The organism is Actinomadura violacea, from assembly GCF_017573465.1.
In the GTDB taxonomy this organism is placed as follows: domain Bacteria; phylum Actinomycetota; class Actinomycetes; order Streptosporangiales; family Streptosporangiaceae; genus Spirillospora; species Spirillospora violacea.
The window spans coordinates 315,386-329,951 of the sequence record NZ_JAGEPF010000006.1 but is presented as its reverse complement, the minus strand read 5'-3'; the positions used below and the strand labels follow the sequence as shown (position 1 = coordinate 329,951).

The following is a 14,566-nucleotide window of genomic DNA, read 5'->3' as shown; positions in this document are numbered from 1 at the left end:
CCCGGCCCCTGCCACAAACGCCCTGGGCCACGCCTGCTCTGCAGCAGCCCACTCCCCTCTACCACCCGGCAGCGACTCACGCACCTCACGCACCTGCACACGGCCGTTGGCGCCGGACCTGCGTCCGGCGTCGTGGTCCTCTGTCGGTCTTGTTCCGTAGCGATGGTCTCGGCCAGCTGCCCGGCCCGACGGCCCGCGCACCGCCCGTGCCGGCTTCCCGGCCGACCCCGCCGGCGGTTCCGGGACCGGCGCTCCCGCCGAGCAGCCCGCCGGCGAGCCCGGCGCGGGCCCGCGCGCGGCGGTCGCCGACTCCGCTCCCGCCCCCTCACCGAAGGACGGACCTGCGTGACCGACCTGGTTGCCTCCCCCACTCCCCCGCCCGATCCGCCACCCGAGCCCCCGTCCGAGCCGCTGCAGGGCCAGGTGGTCCCCGCCGTTCCGCCGGGTGGCCGCGGCGCCGTCCCGGACCTGGCCCGGTTCGTGCGCGCCCGCGTCCCGGCCGACGGCGCCGCCGACACCGCCTACCTGGCGGCGCTGGCCGCCGACGTCGCCGGGTACCTGGCCGCCGGGCACGCGCCCGCCACCCGCAGCAAGTACGCGCACGGCTGGGCCGAGTTCCAAGGGTTCTGCGCCCGGTTCGGCCTTCCGGTCGGGGTGCCGGCGCGCCCCACCGACGTCGAGGTGGTCGCCTTGTACCTGGCCGAGCTGGGCCGCACCGGCATCGCGATGCGCACCGTGGCGCAGCGGATCGCCGCGATCCGGCACGTGCACGCCGAGGCCGGGCTGCCCACCCCCACCGACCATCCATGGATCCGGCAGATCAGCCGCGGCATGCGCCGCACCCACGGCGTGCACACCACCGGCAAGGACGCCGTGAGCCTGCCGTTGCTGGCCGCCATGGTCCGCGCTCGGCCCGTCCCGCCGCGCCCGCACCCGGCCGCCCGCGCCGCCGTCAGCCGCGCCTACCTGATCGCGCTCCGCGACCGCTGCCTGCTGCTCCTCGGGTTCTTCGCCGGGGTCCGCCGCACCGAGTTCACCGCGATCCGGGTCGACGACCTGGAGCTCCTCGAGCAGGGCCTGCGGATCACCCTCGGCCACAGCAAGACCGACCAGGAGGGCGCCGGCCGCGCCATCGAAATCCTCGCCCGGCGCCGCCGGGTCCGCACCGGCCAGGCCGCGCCGCCGCTGCTGTCGGGCATCACCGCCGGCGGCAACGTCCGCGCCACCGCGCTGTCCGAGCGGTACGTCGCCACCACCGTCAAGGACGCCGCCGCCGACGCCGGACAAGCTCCCGAGGTCGTCGACGCCCTGGCCGCGCACTCCCTGCGCGCCGGCATCGGCACCGCCGCCCGCGCCGCCGACGTCGACGAGCCCCGCGTCGGCCGCCTGCTCGGCCACACCGGCACCACCACCGGCATCTACAACCGCCCGCACTGGGACGGCCGCCTCCACGAGATCCTCTACACCTGGATCCTCGACCACCCCACCCTCAGCGGGCTCCCCGAGCGACCAACCCAACAAGGCGGCTGACCCCCCGATCCATATCCGGCCCGGAGGCTGCCGCTGAGCAAGACCCTTGGCGCTGCTGTCGGCCGGCGGCGACCGCTGGCGCGCGCTGCTCGCCGAGACCGACCCGGGCCTCGGCCTGGCCTGGGCGCTGGAGTCCGCGGCCGTCGCGTCCCTGTCCGCGGGGGACGGCGTGGCCGGGGAAGGGCTGCGCTGGACGCGCGGCCTGCTGCGCGCCGCCCAGGACGACCCCGCCCTGCGGGCCGTCTGGTGCCAGGTGAACGCCGACTCCGAGGAGAAACTGCTCCCCGTGCTCGGCCGGCTGGCCGGCCCGGACGCCGACCCGCTGGAGATCCGCCTCGTCGCCGCCGCGGCCACCAGCGCGATCCGCGTCTCGCTGGAAGCCTGGGCGACGACGGAGCCCACCGAGTCCCCCGCCGAACTGGTCGTGCGCTGCCTCCGCGAACTGACGGGCGGCCTAAGCCTCCTGGCGCCCCAGCGCTGACCCGCTGACGGTGATGTGCGGTGCCGGCGCACGGAGGAAGTCCGGCGCGCCGAACATCTCGCCCGCCGCGCGCGTCCCGGGCGTCGGGTGCCGGCCGCTCAGTCCGTACGCGAGGTGCGCCTCGCCCGCCGCCCCGCGCCCGGCAGCGCGTTCAAGCGGGCCGGACCAGTCCGGTGTCGTAGGCGAAGATGACCGCCTGGACCCGGTCCCGGGCTTCGATCTTGGCCAGGATCCGCCCGATGTGGGTCTTGACGGTCGACTCGGCGAGGACGAGGCGCTCGGCGATCTCACCGTTGGTCCAGCCCCCGGCGACCGCGGTGAGCACCTCGCGCTCCCTGCCGGTCAGCCGGGCGAGCCGGGGGTCGCGGCCGGCGGGTCGATCGGCGCCGGCCTGACGGTCGGGGTCGGGCAGGTGCGGGGCGAACCGCTCGAGCAGGCGGCGGGTCAGGGCCGGCGCGACGACCGCGTCGCCGGTGGCGACCGCGCGGATCCCCGCCAGCAGTTCCGCCGGCTGGGCGTCCTTGAGCAGGAAACCGGCGGCGCCCGCGCGAAGCGCCGCGTAGGCGTACCGGTCGAGGTCGAACGTGGTGAGGATGAGGACGCGCGAAGGCCCGCCGGACCCGGCGATGCGGCGGGTGGCCTCGATGCCGTCCATGCCGGGCATGCGCACGTCCATCAGGACGACGTCGGGTCGCAGGTCCGCGGCCATCCGGACGGCCTGCGAACCGTGCCCTGCCTCGCCGACAACGCTCAGGTCGTCCTGGCTCTCCAGGACGAGGCGGAACCCCATCCGCTGGAGCGCCTGGTCGTCGACGATCAGTACGGTGGTCATCGGCCTCTCATCCGCCCGTCGGCGCGTCCGGCCCGGCGGGCCGCGTGCGCAGCCGGGTGCGGACCCGCCATCCGCCGTCGGCGCCGCGTCCGGACTCGACGGTGCCGTTGTAGATTCCGGCGCGTTCCACCATTCCATGGATCCCGCGGCCCCGGTCCGCGGAGGGCGCGCCGCCCCGGCCGGTGTCGGTGACGTCGATCTCGACGCCGTCCGGGCCGTAGCGGAGCCGGACGACGGCGGTGGCGCCCGGGCCGGCGTGCTTGATGGTGTTGGTGAGGGCCTCCTGGACGATGCGGTAGGCGGCGAGCTGGACGCCCGCGGGCAGTTCGCGCACGTCGCCCTCGGTGCGCAGGCCGACGGGGAGGCCGGCGTTGCGGACCCGCTCGACCAGGTCGCCGAGGTCGTCGAGGCCGGGCTGCGGGCTGAACTCCTCCGCCGGCCCGTCCTGTCTCAGCAGGCCGAGCAGGTGGCGGAGCTCGCCCAATGCCTGGCGGCCGGTGACCGACACCTTCTCCATCGCCTCCTCCGCGTGCCCGGGGGACTTCGCGACGGCGTAGCGGGCGCCGTCGGCGAGCCCGATCATCACCGAGAGGTTGTGCGCGATGATGTCGTGCATCTCCCGGGCGATCCGCGTGCGTTCGGCGGCCGCGGCGAGCCTCGCCCCCTGGTCCCGCTCGATCTCCAGCCGGACGGTCCGGTCGATCAGCGCGGCGAGGTACTCGCGGCGGAACCGGACGGCGCCGCCGAGTGCGACCGCACCGGCGTTCACCGCCCACAGCAGCAGGACCGCCGCCGGCCAGTCGCCGGGTTTCCAGCGGACCGCGGCCAGCGCCGCCACCGCCATGACGATGCCGCAGGACGCCGCCACCGAGGCCCGGGGCCTGTGCACCGCGACGGTGTACAGCGCGATCGGCACGGCGATGTCGCCTTGGAGCCAGCCGCCTGGCAGCGTCCATTGGACGGCCGCGACCGCCGCGACCGCGGCGAGCACCGCCGTCGGTGCGCGGCGCCGCCAGACCAGCGGCGCCGCCAGCGCGAGTTGGAGCAGCCGCAGCTGCCAGGGGGAGACGCCGGCCTGCGCCGGGTGCGGACCCACCATGCTGGGCAGCCCCGACACGGCGACCGCCAGCGCGAGGACGGTGTCGGCGGCCCATGGCCGGCGCCTCGTCAGAGCCTTCACCCTGCTCACGCCCCCATCATCTCCGCCTCAGGCGTCCCGCCGGACGAGCAGGACCGCGGCCGCGCCGAGCACGGCCACCGGGTAGCAGCACAGGACCGCGAGGCCGGTCCACGGCCCCAGCGCACCGGCGGGGCGGGCGAGCGACATCAGCGCCTGGCCGGCGTCCGAGGGCAGGTACGCCGCGACGGACGAGTCCGGCAGAAGGAAATGGACGAGGCCGGGAGCCAGAAGCAGTAGGCCGACCGTGGCGGTGATCCCGCCCGCGGTGTTGCGCGCGAGCGCCCCGATTCCGAGGCTCAGCACGCCGATCAGTGCCATGTCGAGCGCGGCCCCGGCCAGCGCCCTCGGCACGCCCGCCGTCCCGAGCGAGGCGGACAGCCGCGTCCCGGACAGGAAGAGCCACTGGGAGGCGAGGAAGGCCGTGACGGCGGCGGCGAGGCACACCGCGAACACGACCGCCCCGAACACCGCCGCCTTGGCCCACAGGACGGGGAGGCGCCGCGGTACGGCCGACAGCGTGACGCGGATCGTCCCGGTCGCGTACTCCCCGCCGATGACCAGGACGCCGAGCACACCGACGGCGAACGGGGCCAGCCCGAACCCGTTCAGGGCGGCGCCGGCCGCGTCACGGCCCCCGCCTCCCCCGGGTTCGGCGAGATGGCGGGCGGTGAGATGGCTCTGCACTAGGCCGAAGGCGACGATCAGCAGCGCGGTGACGGTGATCGACACCCAGGTCGAACGCAGCGACCACAGCTTCGTCCATTCCGCGTGCATCACCCGCGGGAAGGTGACCCGCGCCCCGCTGGTGTCCAGGCCGCCGCGGTGCGCGGCGGTGCCCGCGGCGGTCATGCGGCGGCTCCCCCGGACGTCGCGCGACCGGCGTATTCCACGCTGTCGCGGGTCAGCTCCATGAACACCTGCTCGAGACCGACGGCACGCGGGGTCAGCTCGTACACCGTGAGGGCGTGGGCGGCGGCGGTCCGGCCGATCGGCTCGCACGCGAGCCCCCGCACCTCCAGCTCCCCCGGCCGCGGGCTGGAGATCTCCACGCCTGGGCCGGCGAGGAGCTCGCCGAGGCGCGCGGCGTCCGGCGAGACGACCCTGACGCGGGCGGGCCGGGTCAGCTCGTGCATCGAGGTCGCGGCGATCAGCCGGCCGCGGCCGATCACGATCACCTCGTCGGCGGTCACGGCCATCTCGTTCATCAGATGGGAGGAGACCAGGACGGCCCGGCCTTCGGCCGCGAGCCCCTTCAGGAGGTTGCGCATCCACAGCACGCCTTCGGGGTCCAGCCCGTTGACGGGCTCGTCGAGGACGACGGCCCCCGGGTCGCCGAGCAGCGCGCAGGCGATGCCGAGCCGCTGGCCCATGCCGAGCGAGAAGCCCTTGGTCCGCTTGCCGGCCACCTCGCGCAGGCCCACGAGATCGATCACTTCGGCCACCCGGCGGCGGGGGATGCCGTGGCTGCGGGCCAGCGCCAGCAGATGGCTCCGCGCCGACCTGCCCCCGTGCGCCGCGCGGGCCTCGAGCAGTGCCCCCACCTCGCACAGCGGCGCCGGATGGTCGCGGTAGGCGCGCCCGTTGACCGTGACCCGCCCGCCGGTCGGCCGGTCCAGCCCGAGGACGAGCCGCATCGTCGTGGACTTGCCCGCGCCGTTCGGGCCCAGGAACCCGGTCACGGTCCCCGGCCGGACCGTGAAGGTCAGGTCGTCGACCGCGGTCCTGTCCCCGTAGCGCTTGGTGAGCCCGTGAGCTTCGATCACCGGCCCGCCCTCCTTCGGGTTCGGGCGCTTCGTCGTTTCATGCCGGATTCCCCTTCCACTGCGTGCGGGCTACTGGTCCGACGCTATGGACGGCGCGGCTCCCGGCCGTCCGACCACGGACGGAAAACCGCGCCGGGGCGTAGCACCACGGTCGGACCAACAGCAGCCCCGCATGCAGGCGGGGGGCGGCCTCATGCTCTACGGATAGGCCGCCACCTGGCGGAACGCTCACCTACACCGGAACCGCAGCAGCGAAGGTCTACGACACGGCCGCGGACACCGCTCGGCGCCGGGCCGGGCCTGACAGCCGGGCGATGAGCGCGACGCTCCCGGGAAGCCAGCCGAGGCACAGCCCCCACAGCAGGCCGAAGAACCCGCCGTACAGGGCATAGGTGAGGTAGCCGCCTGCGCCGGAGTAGGCGAACCCCGCGGTGACGGCGCCTCGGACGCCGCCCGCGGCGGCGGCGGCCAGGGCGCACGACCACCAGCCGCACAGGAGCACGCGGACGCGGTGCGAGCGCGCAAGGCGCTCGGCGCGCCGGTGAAGGCGGACGGTGACCAGCCCGACCAGGAGCACCGCCGCGAGCGTCTCCCAGATCGTCCAGGTCCAGCCGAGGTCGCCGAACTCGGTGACGTGCAGGCCGGGGAGTCCGTACGGGACGCCGACCGCCGACGGCACCACGAGGTAGCCGCCGTGGGTGGTCAGCCACAGGGAGAGCGACCGGCTGCCGAACAGGAGCGTGAGCCCCAGCGCGGCCGCGCCTGCGGGGCTTTATTATCCCGGTTCGGGGTCTGACCTGCTGGTTTCCCGGGCGGGATCATGCTGTGGTCGGGCAGGCTGTGTTGCCATGGTGTGGTCGCTCTTGTACGACCTGACGCGTAACTCGCTGGGCGTGATGCTGCTTCGGCTCCGCGGGGACGCGGCCAAGGACGTCGAGATCCTGGTGTTACGTCACCAGCTTGCGGTGTTGCAGCGGCAGGTGAACCGTCCTGCTTTCCAACCAGCCGATCGGGTCCTGCTGGCCGCGTTGTCGCGGCTGCTACCCCGGGCACGCTGGAACACGTTCATGGTGACGCCCGCGACGTTACTGCGGTGGCACCGTGAGCTGGTCGCCAGGAAGTGGACCTATCCGCGTAAGGCGCCCGGCCGGCCACCGGTCCAGCGGGAAATCCGCCGGCTGGCGCTGCAACTGGCCGGCGAGAACCCGGGATGGGGCCACCGCCGCATCCACGGAGAGTTGATCGGGCTCGGTTACCAGGTGTCGGCGGCCACGGTGTGGCGGATCCTGCGCCGCGCCGGTGTCGATCCGGCACCGCGACGCACCGACGCGTCCTGGACCACGTTTCTGCGTGCCCAGGCCTCCGGTGTCCTGGCCTGCGATTTCTTCACCGTCGATACCGTCTTCCTCCAGCGGATCTACGTGTTCTTCGTGGTGGAGATCGCCAGCCGCCGGGTCCACGTGCTGGGCGCCACCCGCAACCCGACGGGCGCCTGGGTGACGCAACACGCCCGGAATCTACTGATGGACCTGGACCAGAGCGCTCAGCGTTTCCGCTTCCTCGTCCGCGACCGGGACACCAAGTTCACCGGCACCTTCGACGCCGTGTTCGCATCGGCCGGGATCACCGTACTGCGGACACCACCGCAAAGCCCACGAGCAAACGCCTTCGCCGAGCGGTGGGTCGGTCGCGTCCGCCGCGAACGCACCGACCGGTTACTGATCTCCCCCCGACGCCATCTGGAAGCCGTGCTCAGGATCTACGCCGATCATTTCAATGGTCATCGTCCGCATCGTTCCCTGGGGCAACGACCGCCTGCTCCGCCGCCCGAACCGACTCCTATCAGCAGCAACGCCGCCATCCGCCGGACACGCCTCCTCGGCGGTGTGATCAACGAATACCGCAACGCCGCATAGCGATCACCACGTCTGAAGCGACACCGAGCCCCAGGCCAAAGCCAGAATCCGGATATTGAAGCCCCACACGGTCAGGCGCAGGACGTCGCCTCTGGTCAGCGAGTCGAGCGTCCAGCGGCACCAGGTGTCCACGATTTCGGCGACGGTGAGACCGGGGAACAGGCCGCCCTCCTGGCGGACGATGCCCAGTCCCAAGCCGTCGGGCCTGCCGTAGGGGTCGGCACCCTTCACCCGCACCACGCCCGCCTCCGGGCGCCGGATCCCTGACACCACCTCCATCACCGACGTCTTGCCTGCACCGGCTCCGCTGGCCCACCCCGGAACTGTCCAAGCCCGGCACCACTTCCTGCCAGGCACTACGTCCCTCACCTGCCACGGACGTAGTTTTCGGCAAGCACAGTGTTCAGCGGCGTTAAGGGACAAGGGCGTCGAGGCGATGCCCGCCGTCCGGCCCGCCGACAGGCGCTAACGTCTCACCCGCCGACGGCCGGCTGCCTCAATGAAGATCGACCATCTCCTGAATTCACAGGTCATGGGTCTGGTGTGAGCGAGGCTGGGGGTGCTCGTGCTAGCCGGTGACCGGTTCCGGAGCCGGTGGTCGTTTGTCGCTCATCGGGTGTTGTGGTGGCGGGTGAGGACCCTTCCGCGCATGCGGCGACTGCCGGCCGTCGGGTCGCGTCAGCCTAGGGCGTCAAACTTTTCGTAGTGATCGCTGAGGCTCCGATCGGCGCGCTCGGCGGCGTCCTGCCATGGCCGGGCTGGGATGACGATCGGTGTGTGGGGCATGGCGTCTTCACCGCGGCGATGGATCAGCTCATCTTGGACCAGCATGCTGACGCGCACACGAAGGTCGAGCAGGTGACGGCCACGTTCACCCGCGCCGAGGTCGCACCGGGGGCGGGATGCGTAGGCGTCCCGCCTCCACCGAACTCGCCTTCTAATGGTCGTCGCAACACCCCAGCCCAACGGGTGCGATGGACTTCGAGGTCCGGAACCGGTGATCATGCTCGGAACATCCGGCACGTGCGCTCCGTCCTATCCCAGGGCGAGATCGAAACGACCTGCGAGGTGATGATGACGGGCAGCCGCGACCTGATCGGCAAAGGGCTGGAACTCTTGGTGCAGGGCCTGCGCCCTTTCGTCGAGAAGACGATGCAGGACGTGTGGGGCCGCGACTGGATCGCCGAGAAGCAGCGCCGCGACACCGACAGGTACGGCGGCGGCCAGCGCAGCTACAGCCTCAACGACGCGCGCTTCCTGCTCCGCGTCATCACCGAGGAACGGGACGTCTTCGGCAAGCGGCTCCGCCCTCCCGGCCTGTCGCTCGCCTCCGAACTGCGCGAGACGGGCAACACCTACTCCCACGACTTCGGCGCCGGCGCCTTCAGTGACGCCGCGACCCGCGAGGCGCTCGACCGGATGATGCGGCTCCTCACCCAGGCCGGAGCGCACGTATGGGCTGCGGCCGTCTCGAGCCTGACCGCCCAGGTCGGAGCAGACCGCAGAGCCGGTCCCGGGACGGCCCCGCCGCCGAACGCACCACCGTGGCAGTCGGCGCCCCCCAACATGGGCGTGCCGCCCCGGTCCGGGTTCGGCGGAGCGGGGCCGCAGGCCGGCCGTGCACCGTATGCGCCACCGCCGCCCATGCCTCCCTGGGCGCCGGAACCGCCGCCCAGTGGCGTCGGCGGGAAGGGGTTCGCCAAAGGACTCGGCATCTCCGGCGGCGTTCTTACCGGGTGCCTGCTCGCTCCGGCCATCGTCATCATCTTGATTCTGGTGATGCTCAGAAGCTGATCATCCAGCCGCCGCCCCGTCGCCGAACGACGACGAGACCTCCGCCGTAGCCTCACCGTCCGGCGGGAACAAGCTCGGCTCCTACCGGAACGTCCAGCTCACCGCGGGCTACTTCATCCGCCTCAGCCACGATCCCGCACACCCTTGCAAGTCTCCGATGATGCCGGACGCAGAGGAGTCGGAGTCGCCGCCGCTTCGGGCGCCACCGTCTCCATCGCGTTGTTTAGGCGGCGAAGGATCTCGCCGGGCGGGGTGAGCCGGTCGGCCGTCAGCACGCGCAGCATGTTGCGGAGCTGGCTCATCTCGACGGCGGCGGCCAGATCGTGGCCGGCGACGTCGCCGATGGCCACCACGGTCGCACCGTCGGGTAGCACGAACGAGTCGTACCAGTCGCCTCCCATCTCGGCCGCCGCGGGACTGACCATGTAAGAGCCGTCGGAGCCGATATCGTCCTCTGCGGATGAGGTGGTAGTCGGGTTGCAGTTCAGGGTGATGCGGTCTACCGATTCACCCAAACCCGCGCCCGCGAACACGCCGCCGGCTGAGCGATCCCGTCCATCCCCTCGCGGTCGCACACGTCATATCGCGATCAGGTGCCGTAGGAAGTCGAGATCGAACCAGTCGCCGTTGCTAGCGCGTTGGTGCAGATAGGCGCTGGTCGCACGTGCTTGGCAGCAGGCCAGGGCAAGCTCCGCGTCGACGTCGGCTGCCATGCTGTAGCGACGAATGCGGGCGAGGATCGCCGCTCGCGGATCGGCGTTGCCCTCGAGGCGGGAGGATCGTTCGGCGATGACAGTGAACGCATCGAATGCGGCAGTTCCGCGCCGGCCTTGAGGGTCGACGGCCAACCAAGGCTCGCGTGACGCCTTCAGGATGTTGCCGTAGTGCAGGTCGCCGTGCAGCATCGTCAGAGTCGTATCGGCGGCGAGTTCGCGAATGACATCCCGGGCCCGGTCGACAGCGCCTACCGGAAGCTGTCCAGGCACTACCGCGGCCTGCTGCAGCAGTTGCCGCTCCCACAGGTGGGTCGCACTCGCCAGAGAGGGGAATCCCGCCGGAGCCGGTAGTGCCAGACGCCGCGCCAATCCGCCGGCGATCTCGATGGTCTCTTCGACTGACGGTACCGAGGCCAAAGTTTGCGGTCCCGCCCGCTCCAGCAGCAGCGCGACCGCGTCGTCATCGGACTCCAAGACCCTCACAGCGCCACGGCCTGCGAAACAACGCAACGCGGCAGCCTCTGCCTGGCTGCTCCGACGCGGAAAAGAAATCTTGAGCACCCCCGAGCCGTGTGCGCTCACCACGGGCAGGGCAATCGCCATCTCGCCATGCCATGGCGCTCCCGCGGACTCGCACCCCCACTGCGCGATAAAGCGGGTGACCAGCGTCGGCAGTGCCGCGATCCATTGGCGTCCCGCCTCGCCCTCGCGACGCACGATCGCCTCGGCCAGCGCTGTCGGGATCGTCGCCATCACCGAAACGATACGTCCCCTTCGCCGTTGCTGGATCTCATCGGCATCACCACCGATGTCCTGGCCGGTCCGAGACGGGGTTTCCTGAGCGTCCGCGTCGGTGCAGGTCATCGACTATGGCCCCGAACTGAACGGCTTCCGCCGCCTGCATCGCCGCTAAGAACGCTCGGCCGCTCCCTGGTCCTCAAAGCCGGTCACAGAGTAGGCCGGGAGGGGTCCCGCACGTGAACCGGGAGGCCGGCGCTTCATGTGCGGGACCGCTCACGGGGTGCGGGCCGTCAGACTCCGATCAGGGAGTAGGTGCCCGTGCCGTCCTGCCTGCCGCTGGAGTATTGGCGAATGAACTCCCCGTCGGCGTACCGGTCGTGTCCCATCATGGAGCCGGTGTACTTGTTCTGGACGCCGATCTTGTCGGAGCCGGGTACGTCGCGGTAGATGTAGAACCGCTGGAGGTCGTCCTCGGTGCAGGGGACCGTCATCAGGACCGCCTGTTCGGTGGACGCGTTCTGCGGGGCGATGGTCGCGCAGCCGCCGTTGCCCCAGTTCCACAGGGACGCCTCGAGGACCCCGTTGTGCTCGGTGACGTTGCACAGCCGCCAGTTGTCCAGGTGGGCGCTGAAGATCGATGAGGGGCGCAGGCGGACACCGTCGTCGGCCAGGAGTGGCCCGCCCCAGGACAGCGGCTGCCCGGGCACCGCGATCTTGTAGGAGACCGGCCGGCAGGCGAGCGCGGCCTGCGCGCTACGCCCGGTGGCCTTGGGCTGTTCGGTGGATGTGCCGCGGTTGGGCGCCGGGCGCTGCGCGCGGCGGTCCCGCAGTTGCTTCGCTGTCGGCGCCACCGCGCCCGCCGGGTGCTCGGTCTTCGCGGCGGCGCTGGTGCAGTCGAGGAGCTCTTGCGCCTTGCGCATGATGCTGTTGGCGGGCACCTGGTCCTCGCAGCGCACGGCGCCCTCTTGGAGGGTGGTGTAGGTGGTGTAGCTGCCGCTGTCGGGTCCCTCGATCCACTTCAACGCCCAACTGCCGTCGTCCTGTTGGACGCGGTTGCAGTTGAGGCTTCCGTAGGTGCCGGTGACCTTCTTGGTCCCCTTGTAGAGGCCGTAGTAGCCGGGCTCGCGGAAGTTCCACGTGATCGATTGCGAAGCGGTGCTGGTGGATGAGTAGTTCACCTGCACGTTCAGGCCCGCGCTCGCGCCGACCATGCCGAGGGCTTCGGTGGCGAAACTGCCCTGGACACTGCCGTTGAACCCGACGGAGACCGAGATGGTCGTCTGGGTGGTGGTGGTGACGGTCTGGGTCCCGGTCGTGCCCTGAGTCACGTACCAGCCCGTGAAGTGGGTGATCGTCGGGGAGACCTCGACGCTCTTGATGATCGGGTGGCGCTGGCCGAGATCGGCTGCGGTACAGCCCTGACCGGGTTCGGCCACCTGCCCGGCGGCGGGCTTGGCCGGCGCGGCGGCGGCTGGTGAGACCGCCAACCCTAAGGCGGTGACCGCGCAGGTGGCCGCGGCGGCGGCCGCGGTGAGTGCTCTGCCGGTGCGCCTGGCGGGTCGTGTGGAGCGCATCGTTGCCCTTCCTTCTTCCACCGGCTGGGCGGGCCCGGCCGGTGGTGTCGACGAGTCCTAATAGACGATCATGTCTGTATGACTCGGAAAAGAAAAGAGGGGCCGCCTGTGAAACGCGTCAGACGCCTCCTGGCGGCGATGGCCTCACTCGCCCTCACCGGAGCCCTCCTGGCCCTGGGCGCTCCGCCGGCCGCCGCCGCACCGGCCGAAAGCCGGGCAACTCCTCACGGCCACGGCGCATGCACGGCCACCGCCCCCGGCTCCAGACTCCGCCGCCAGGGCGCGGCCTGGTCCTGCCTGCAGGTGGTAGGCCCCGCTCGCGCCCACGCCGCCGGCCCCGCCCGTGCCGGCGCCACCGACCGCGCCCCCGCGGACCTGTGCACCGACCCCTCCGACGATCCCGTCGTCTCCACCCGCCACGCGTACTGCACACGGGAGGCCGTCAGGTACTCGCTCATCACCAATGAGAATCAGGAGATCGGCCACGCCCTGGTCGCGATCGTGACTCCCGCCCAACTCAGCTCCTCGAACGCCCAATGGCGCGAGGACATCACCGTCCTCGTCGCCGAGATGACCCCCAATATCCCCGGCGTGACGCTGGCCCTGAGTTCCACCTGCAGCGGTCAGTGCATCGCCGGAGCACCGGCTTGGGGTGGCGCACCCGTGGTCCTGGGCCCTGACGAGACCAAGGAGGGCACCCTCACCTACAACTCCACCGTCTCTGGCGGAGCCGTCTCGTTCATCCAGCCCGCCTACCAGGTGGAGGGGGAGATCCTCGGCGCGATCCCCAGACATGTCAACGGCAGCTGGTCCGGGCCCGAACTGCGCTGCGACGCGCAGGTCGGCAACGGCCCCGGCTGCATCGTCATGGGACACCTGGCCAACGTGACCCTGCCCAAATCCGTCTACGGGGCAGCCGCCGTCGCCTACGAGTGGGCACAGAAGAACCTGACGACCAACAACTTCGGCACCGCCGACAAACCGCTTCAACGTGACGCCGACGATACGAACGCGAAAAACAGGCGCGCGCAGTCCTGCACGCTGGGCCCGCTGCCCTTCAAGCCAGACCCCACGGTCACAGACGATTCATGTGACGAGTTCCCCTTCGCCAAGTCCACCCAGGGCGGCACGAACGGCTCCCTGTGCGCGGAGATCATCCCCCGGCAGGACAGCGGCGTATGGAGCGTCAAACTCGTCCGGGGCACCCTGAACGCACCCTGCATACGGGCCCACGTCCCCCTGAACGAGAACACGGGCGCGGGAGGCGAACTCGGCCGTGCCGTCGTAGCCGACCGCATCATCGACCACGAGTGGTACCAAGTGATCATCACTCCGTAACCTCCGCCCCCCGTGCCCCGCGACACCGGGGCACGGGGCCACACAGCCCACCCTGGTCAATGACGCCCGATAACGCTGCGCCTGCCGAGAACTCCATCCATGCTGTGCTGGTCAGGCGAGGCCGCCGACGGGCAAGCCACAAGATCACCAATGTCCATGTCGGCTTAGCTGCGGCTCGCTGGCCGCAGCCGACGAACTGGCGTCCGCCCGGCAGACGCCGGGCGGACGCCGACACCGCTCAAGTCACAGCCAACGGGCGACCCCTCCGTGATGCGAGCAGGTACCGCGCCGGTGCGCCGAATAGGACAGCGTCCCGTCACGGCACACCGCAGACGCCCCGGCTGGATAGGACGGCCTGGCCGGGGCGACCTTCTTCGGTGGCTTCGTCGTCGGGCGCGGCACCCTGGGCGCATTCGGGCTGCTCCGGTGGACCTTGTGACTCGGTGACAAGGTCAGAACCGGCTCCCGGGTGATCCTGGGACTCGCCGCAGGCGTCGTCGGCGACGCCTCAGCAGCCGGCGAATCGTCCGCAGAGACCGTCGGGCTCGCAGCGCCTCCCGTAGCTCCGTCCGGGTCGCAGCCCGCCAGGGCCACCACCGCAAGCAGCGCCGCCACCCAGACACGCGCACGCATCATCAGCCTCCAGAACCATCGGATGCACTGAAGGACGCCCGGGAGGCTCCTGTAGGGCACACAGAGCC

16 protein-coding genes are annotated in these 14,566 nt (G+C 71.5%); 6 read left to right on the top strand and 10 right to left on the bottom strand.

The annotated features are described in order from the left end of the window. Positions 1 to 345 precede the first annotated feature (345 nt). Both J4709_RS11240 and J4709_RS11235 read left to right on the top strand, forming a co-directional pair. Complete coding sequence (locus J4709_RS11240; RefSeq protein WP_208239870.1) at positions 346 to 1,530, top strand: tyrosine-type recombinase/integrase; 1,185 nt, start codon at positions 346 to 348, stop codon at positions 1,528 to 1,530. A 46-nt stretch (positions 1,531 to 1,576) separates the two neighbouring features. Then, positions 1,577 to 2,011, top strand: a complete 435-nt coding sequence (locus J4709_RS11235) for an acyl-CoA-like ligand-binding transcription factor (protein ID WP_208239868.1) — start codon at positions 1,577 to 1,579, stop codon at positions 2,009 to 2,011. A 151-nt stretch (positions 2,012 to 2,162) separates the two neighbouring features. On the opposite strand, the gene J4709_RS11230 is transcribed toward J4709_RS11235, so the two are convergent. The 5 genes from J4709_RS11230 to J4709_RS11210 form a co-directional block, all read right to left on the bottom strand. Beyond that, positions 2,163 to 2,843 carry a response regulator gene (locus J4709_RS11230; protein WP_208239866.1) on the bottom strand — a complete coding sequence of 227 codons (681 nt, stop codon included), beginning with the start codon at positions 2,841 to 2,843 and terminating at the stop codon, positions 2,163 to 2,165. Between the two features lie 7 nt (positions 2,844 to 2,850). Next, positions 2,851 to 4,032, bottom strand: coding sequence for a sensor histidine kinase (locus tag J4709_RS53155; protein WP_208239864.1), 1,182 nt, complete (start codon positions 4,030 to 4,032; stop codon positions 2,851 to 2,853). Positions 4,033 to 4,050: 18 nt separating this feature from the next. Beyond that, positions 4,051 to 4,872: an ABC transporter permease gene (locus J4709_RS11220; protein WP_208239862.1), complete on the bottom strand. Its 822-nt coding sequence runs from the start codon at positions 4,870 to 4,872 to the stop codon at positions 4,051 to 4,053. Further along, positions 4,869 to 5,786, bottom strand: coding sequence for an ATP-binding cassette domain-containing protein (locus J4709_RS11215; RefSeq protein WP_208239860.1), 918 nt, complete (start codon positions 5,784 to 5,786; stop codon positions 4,869 to 4,871). The genes J4709_RS11220 and J4709_RS11215 overlap by 4 nt, the downstream gene beginning before the upstream one ends. 259 nt (positions 5,787 to 6,045) lie before the next feature. After that, entirely contained in the window at positions 6,046 to 6,468 is a 423-nt protein-coding gene (locus J4709_RS11210) for a hypothetical protein (RefSeq protein WP_208239858.1), read from the bottom strand. Positions 6,469 to 6,649: 181 nt separating this feature from the next. Between J4709_RS11210 and J4709_RS11205 the strand changes: the two genes are divergently transcribed. Then, positions 6,650 to 7,702 carry an integrase core domain-containing protein gene (locus J4709_RS11205; protein WP_208239856.1) on the top strand — a complete coding sequence of 351 codons (1,053 nt, stop codon included), beginning with the start codon at positions 6,650 to 6,652 and terminating at the stop codon, positions 7,700 to 7,702. Positions 7,703 to 7,705: 3 nt separating this feature from the next. Here J4709_RS11205 and J4709_RS11200 read toward each other — a convergent pair whose 3' ends face one another. Beyond that, positions 7,706 to 8,059 carry an ATP-binding cassette domain-containing protein gene (locus J4709_RS11200; RefSeq protein WP_372442055.1) on the bottom strand — a complete coding sequence of 118 codons (354 nt, stop codon included), beginning with the start codon at positions 8,057 to 8,059 and terminating at the stop codon, positions 7,706 to 7,708. A 666-nt stretch (positions 8,060 to 8,725) separates the two neighbouring features. On the opposite strand from J4709_RS11200, the gene J4709_RS11195 reads away from it, so the two are divergent. After that, complete coding sequence (locus J4709_RS11195) at positions 8,726 to 9,496, top strand: Swt1 family HEPN domain-containing protein (RefSeq protein WP_208239852.1); 771 nt, start codon at positions 8,726 to 8,728, stop codon at positions 9,494 to 9,496. 122 nt (positions 9,497 to 9,618) lie between these two features. Here the strand turns inward: J4709_RS11195 and J4709_RS11190 are convergent, their stop codons facing one another. The 3 genes from J4709_RS11190 to J4709_RS11180 form a co-directional block, all read right to left on the bottom strand. Further along, the gene (locus tag J4709_RS11190) at positions 9,619 to 10,029 is read right to left on the bottom strand and encodes a PP2C family protein-serine/threonine phosphatase (RefSeq protein ID WP_307801157.1); all 411 of its coding nucleotides are present in this window, start codon (positions 10,027 to 10,029) and stop codon (positions 9,619 to 9,621) included. 45 nt (positions 10,030 to 10,074) lie between these two features. Then, positions 10,075 to 11,076 (bottom strand): aminoglycoside phosphotransferase family protein, encoded by a 1,002-nt coding sequence (locus J4709_RS11185; protein ID WP_208239850.1) that lies wholly within the window; start codon positions 11,074 to 11,076, stop codon positions 10,075 to 10,077. Between the two features lie 167 nt (positions 11,077 to 11,243). Next, positions 11,244 to 12,440: a hypothetical protein gene (locus tag J4709_RS11180; RefSeq protein ID WP_232383288.1), complete on the bottom strand. Its 1,197-nt coding sequence runs from the start codon at positions 12,438 to 12,440 to the stop codon at positions 11,244 to 11,246. Positions 12,441 to 12,450: 10 nt separating this feature from the next. On the opposite strand from J4709_RS11180, the gene J4709_RS53150 reads away from it, so the two are divergent. Together J4709_RS53150 and J4709_RS11175 are read left to right on the top strand one after the other, a co-directional pair. Next, positions 12,451 to 12,588, top strand: a complete 138-nt coding sequence (locus tag J4709_RS53150; protein ID WP_232383287.1) for a hypothetical protein — start codon at positions 12,451 to 12,453, stop codon at positions 12,586 to 12,588. Between the two features lie 47 nt (positions 12,589 to 12,635). Further along, positions 12,636 to 13,865, top strand: a complete 1,230-nt coding sequence (locus J4709_RS11175; protein WP_208239846.1) for a NucA/NucB deoxyribonuclease domain-containing protein — start codon at positions 12,636 to 12,638, stop codon at positions 13,863 to 13,865. Positions 13,866 to 14,108: 243 nt separating this feature from the next. Here the strand turns inward: J4709_RS11175 and J4709_RS56105 are convergent, their stop codons facing one another. Further along, positions 14,109 to 14,498: a DUF3761 domain-containing protein gene (locus J4709_RS56105; protein WP_372442060.1), complete on the bottom strand. Its 390-nt coding sequence runs from the start codon at positions 14,496 to 14,498 to the stop codon at positions 14,109 to 14,111. Between the last annotated feature and the right edge of the window lie 68 nt (positions 14,499 to 14,566).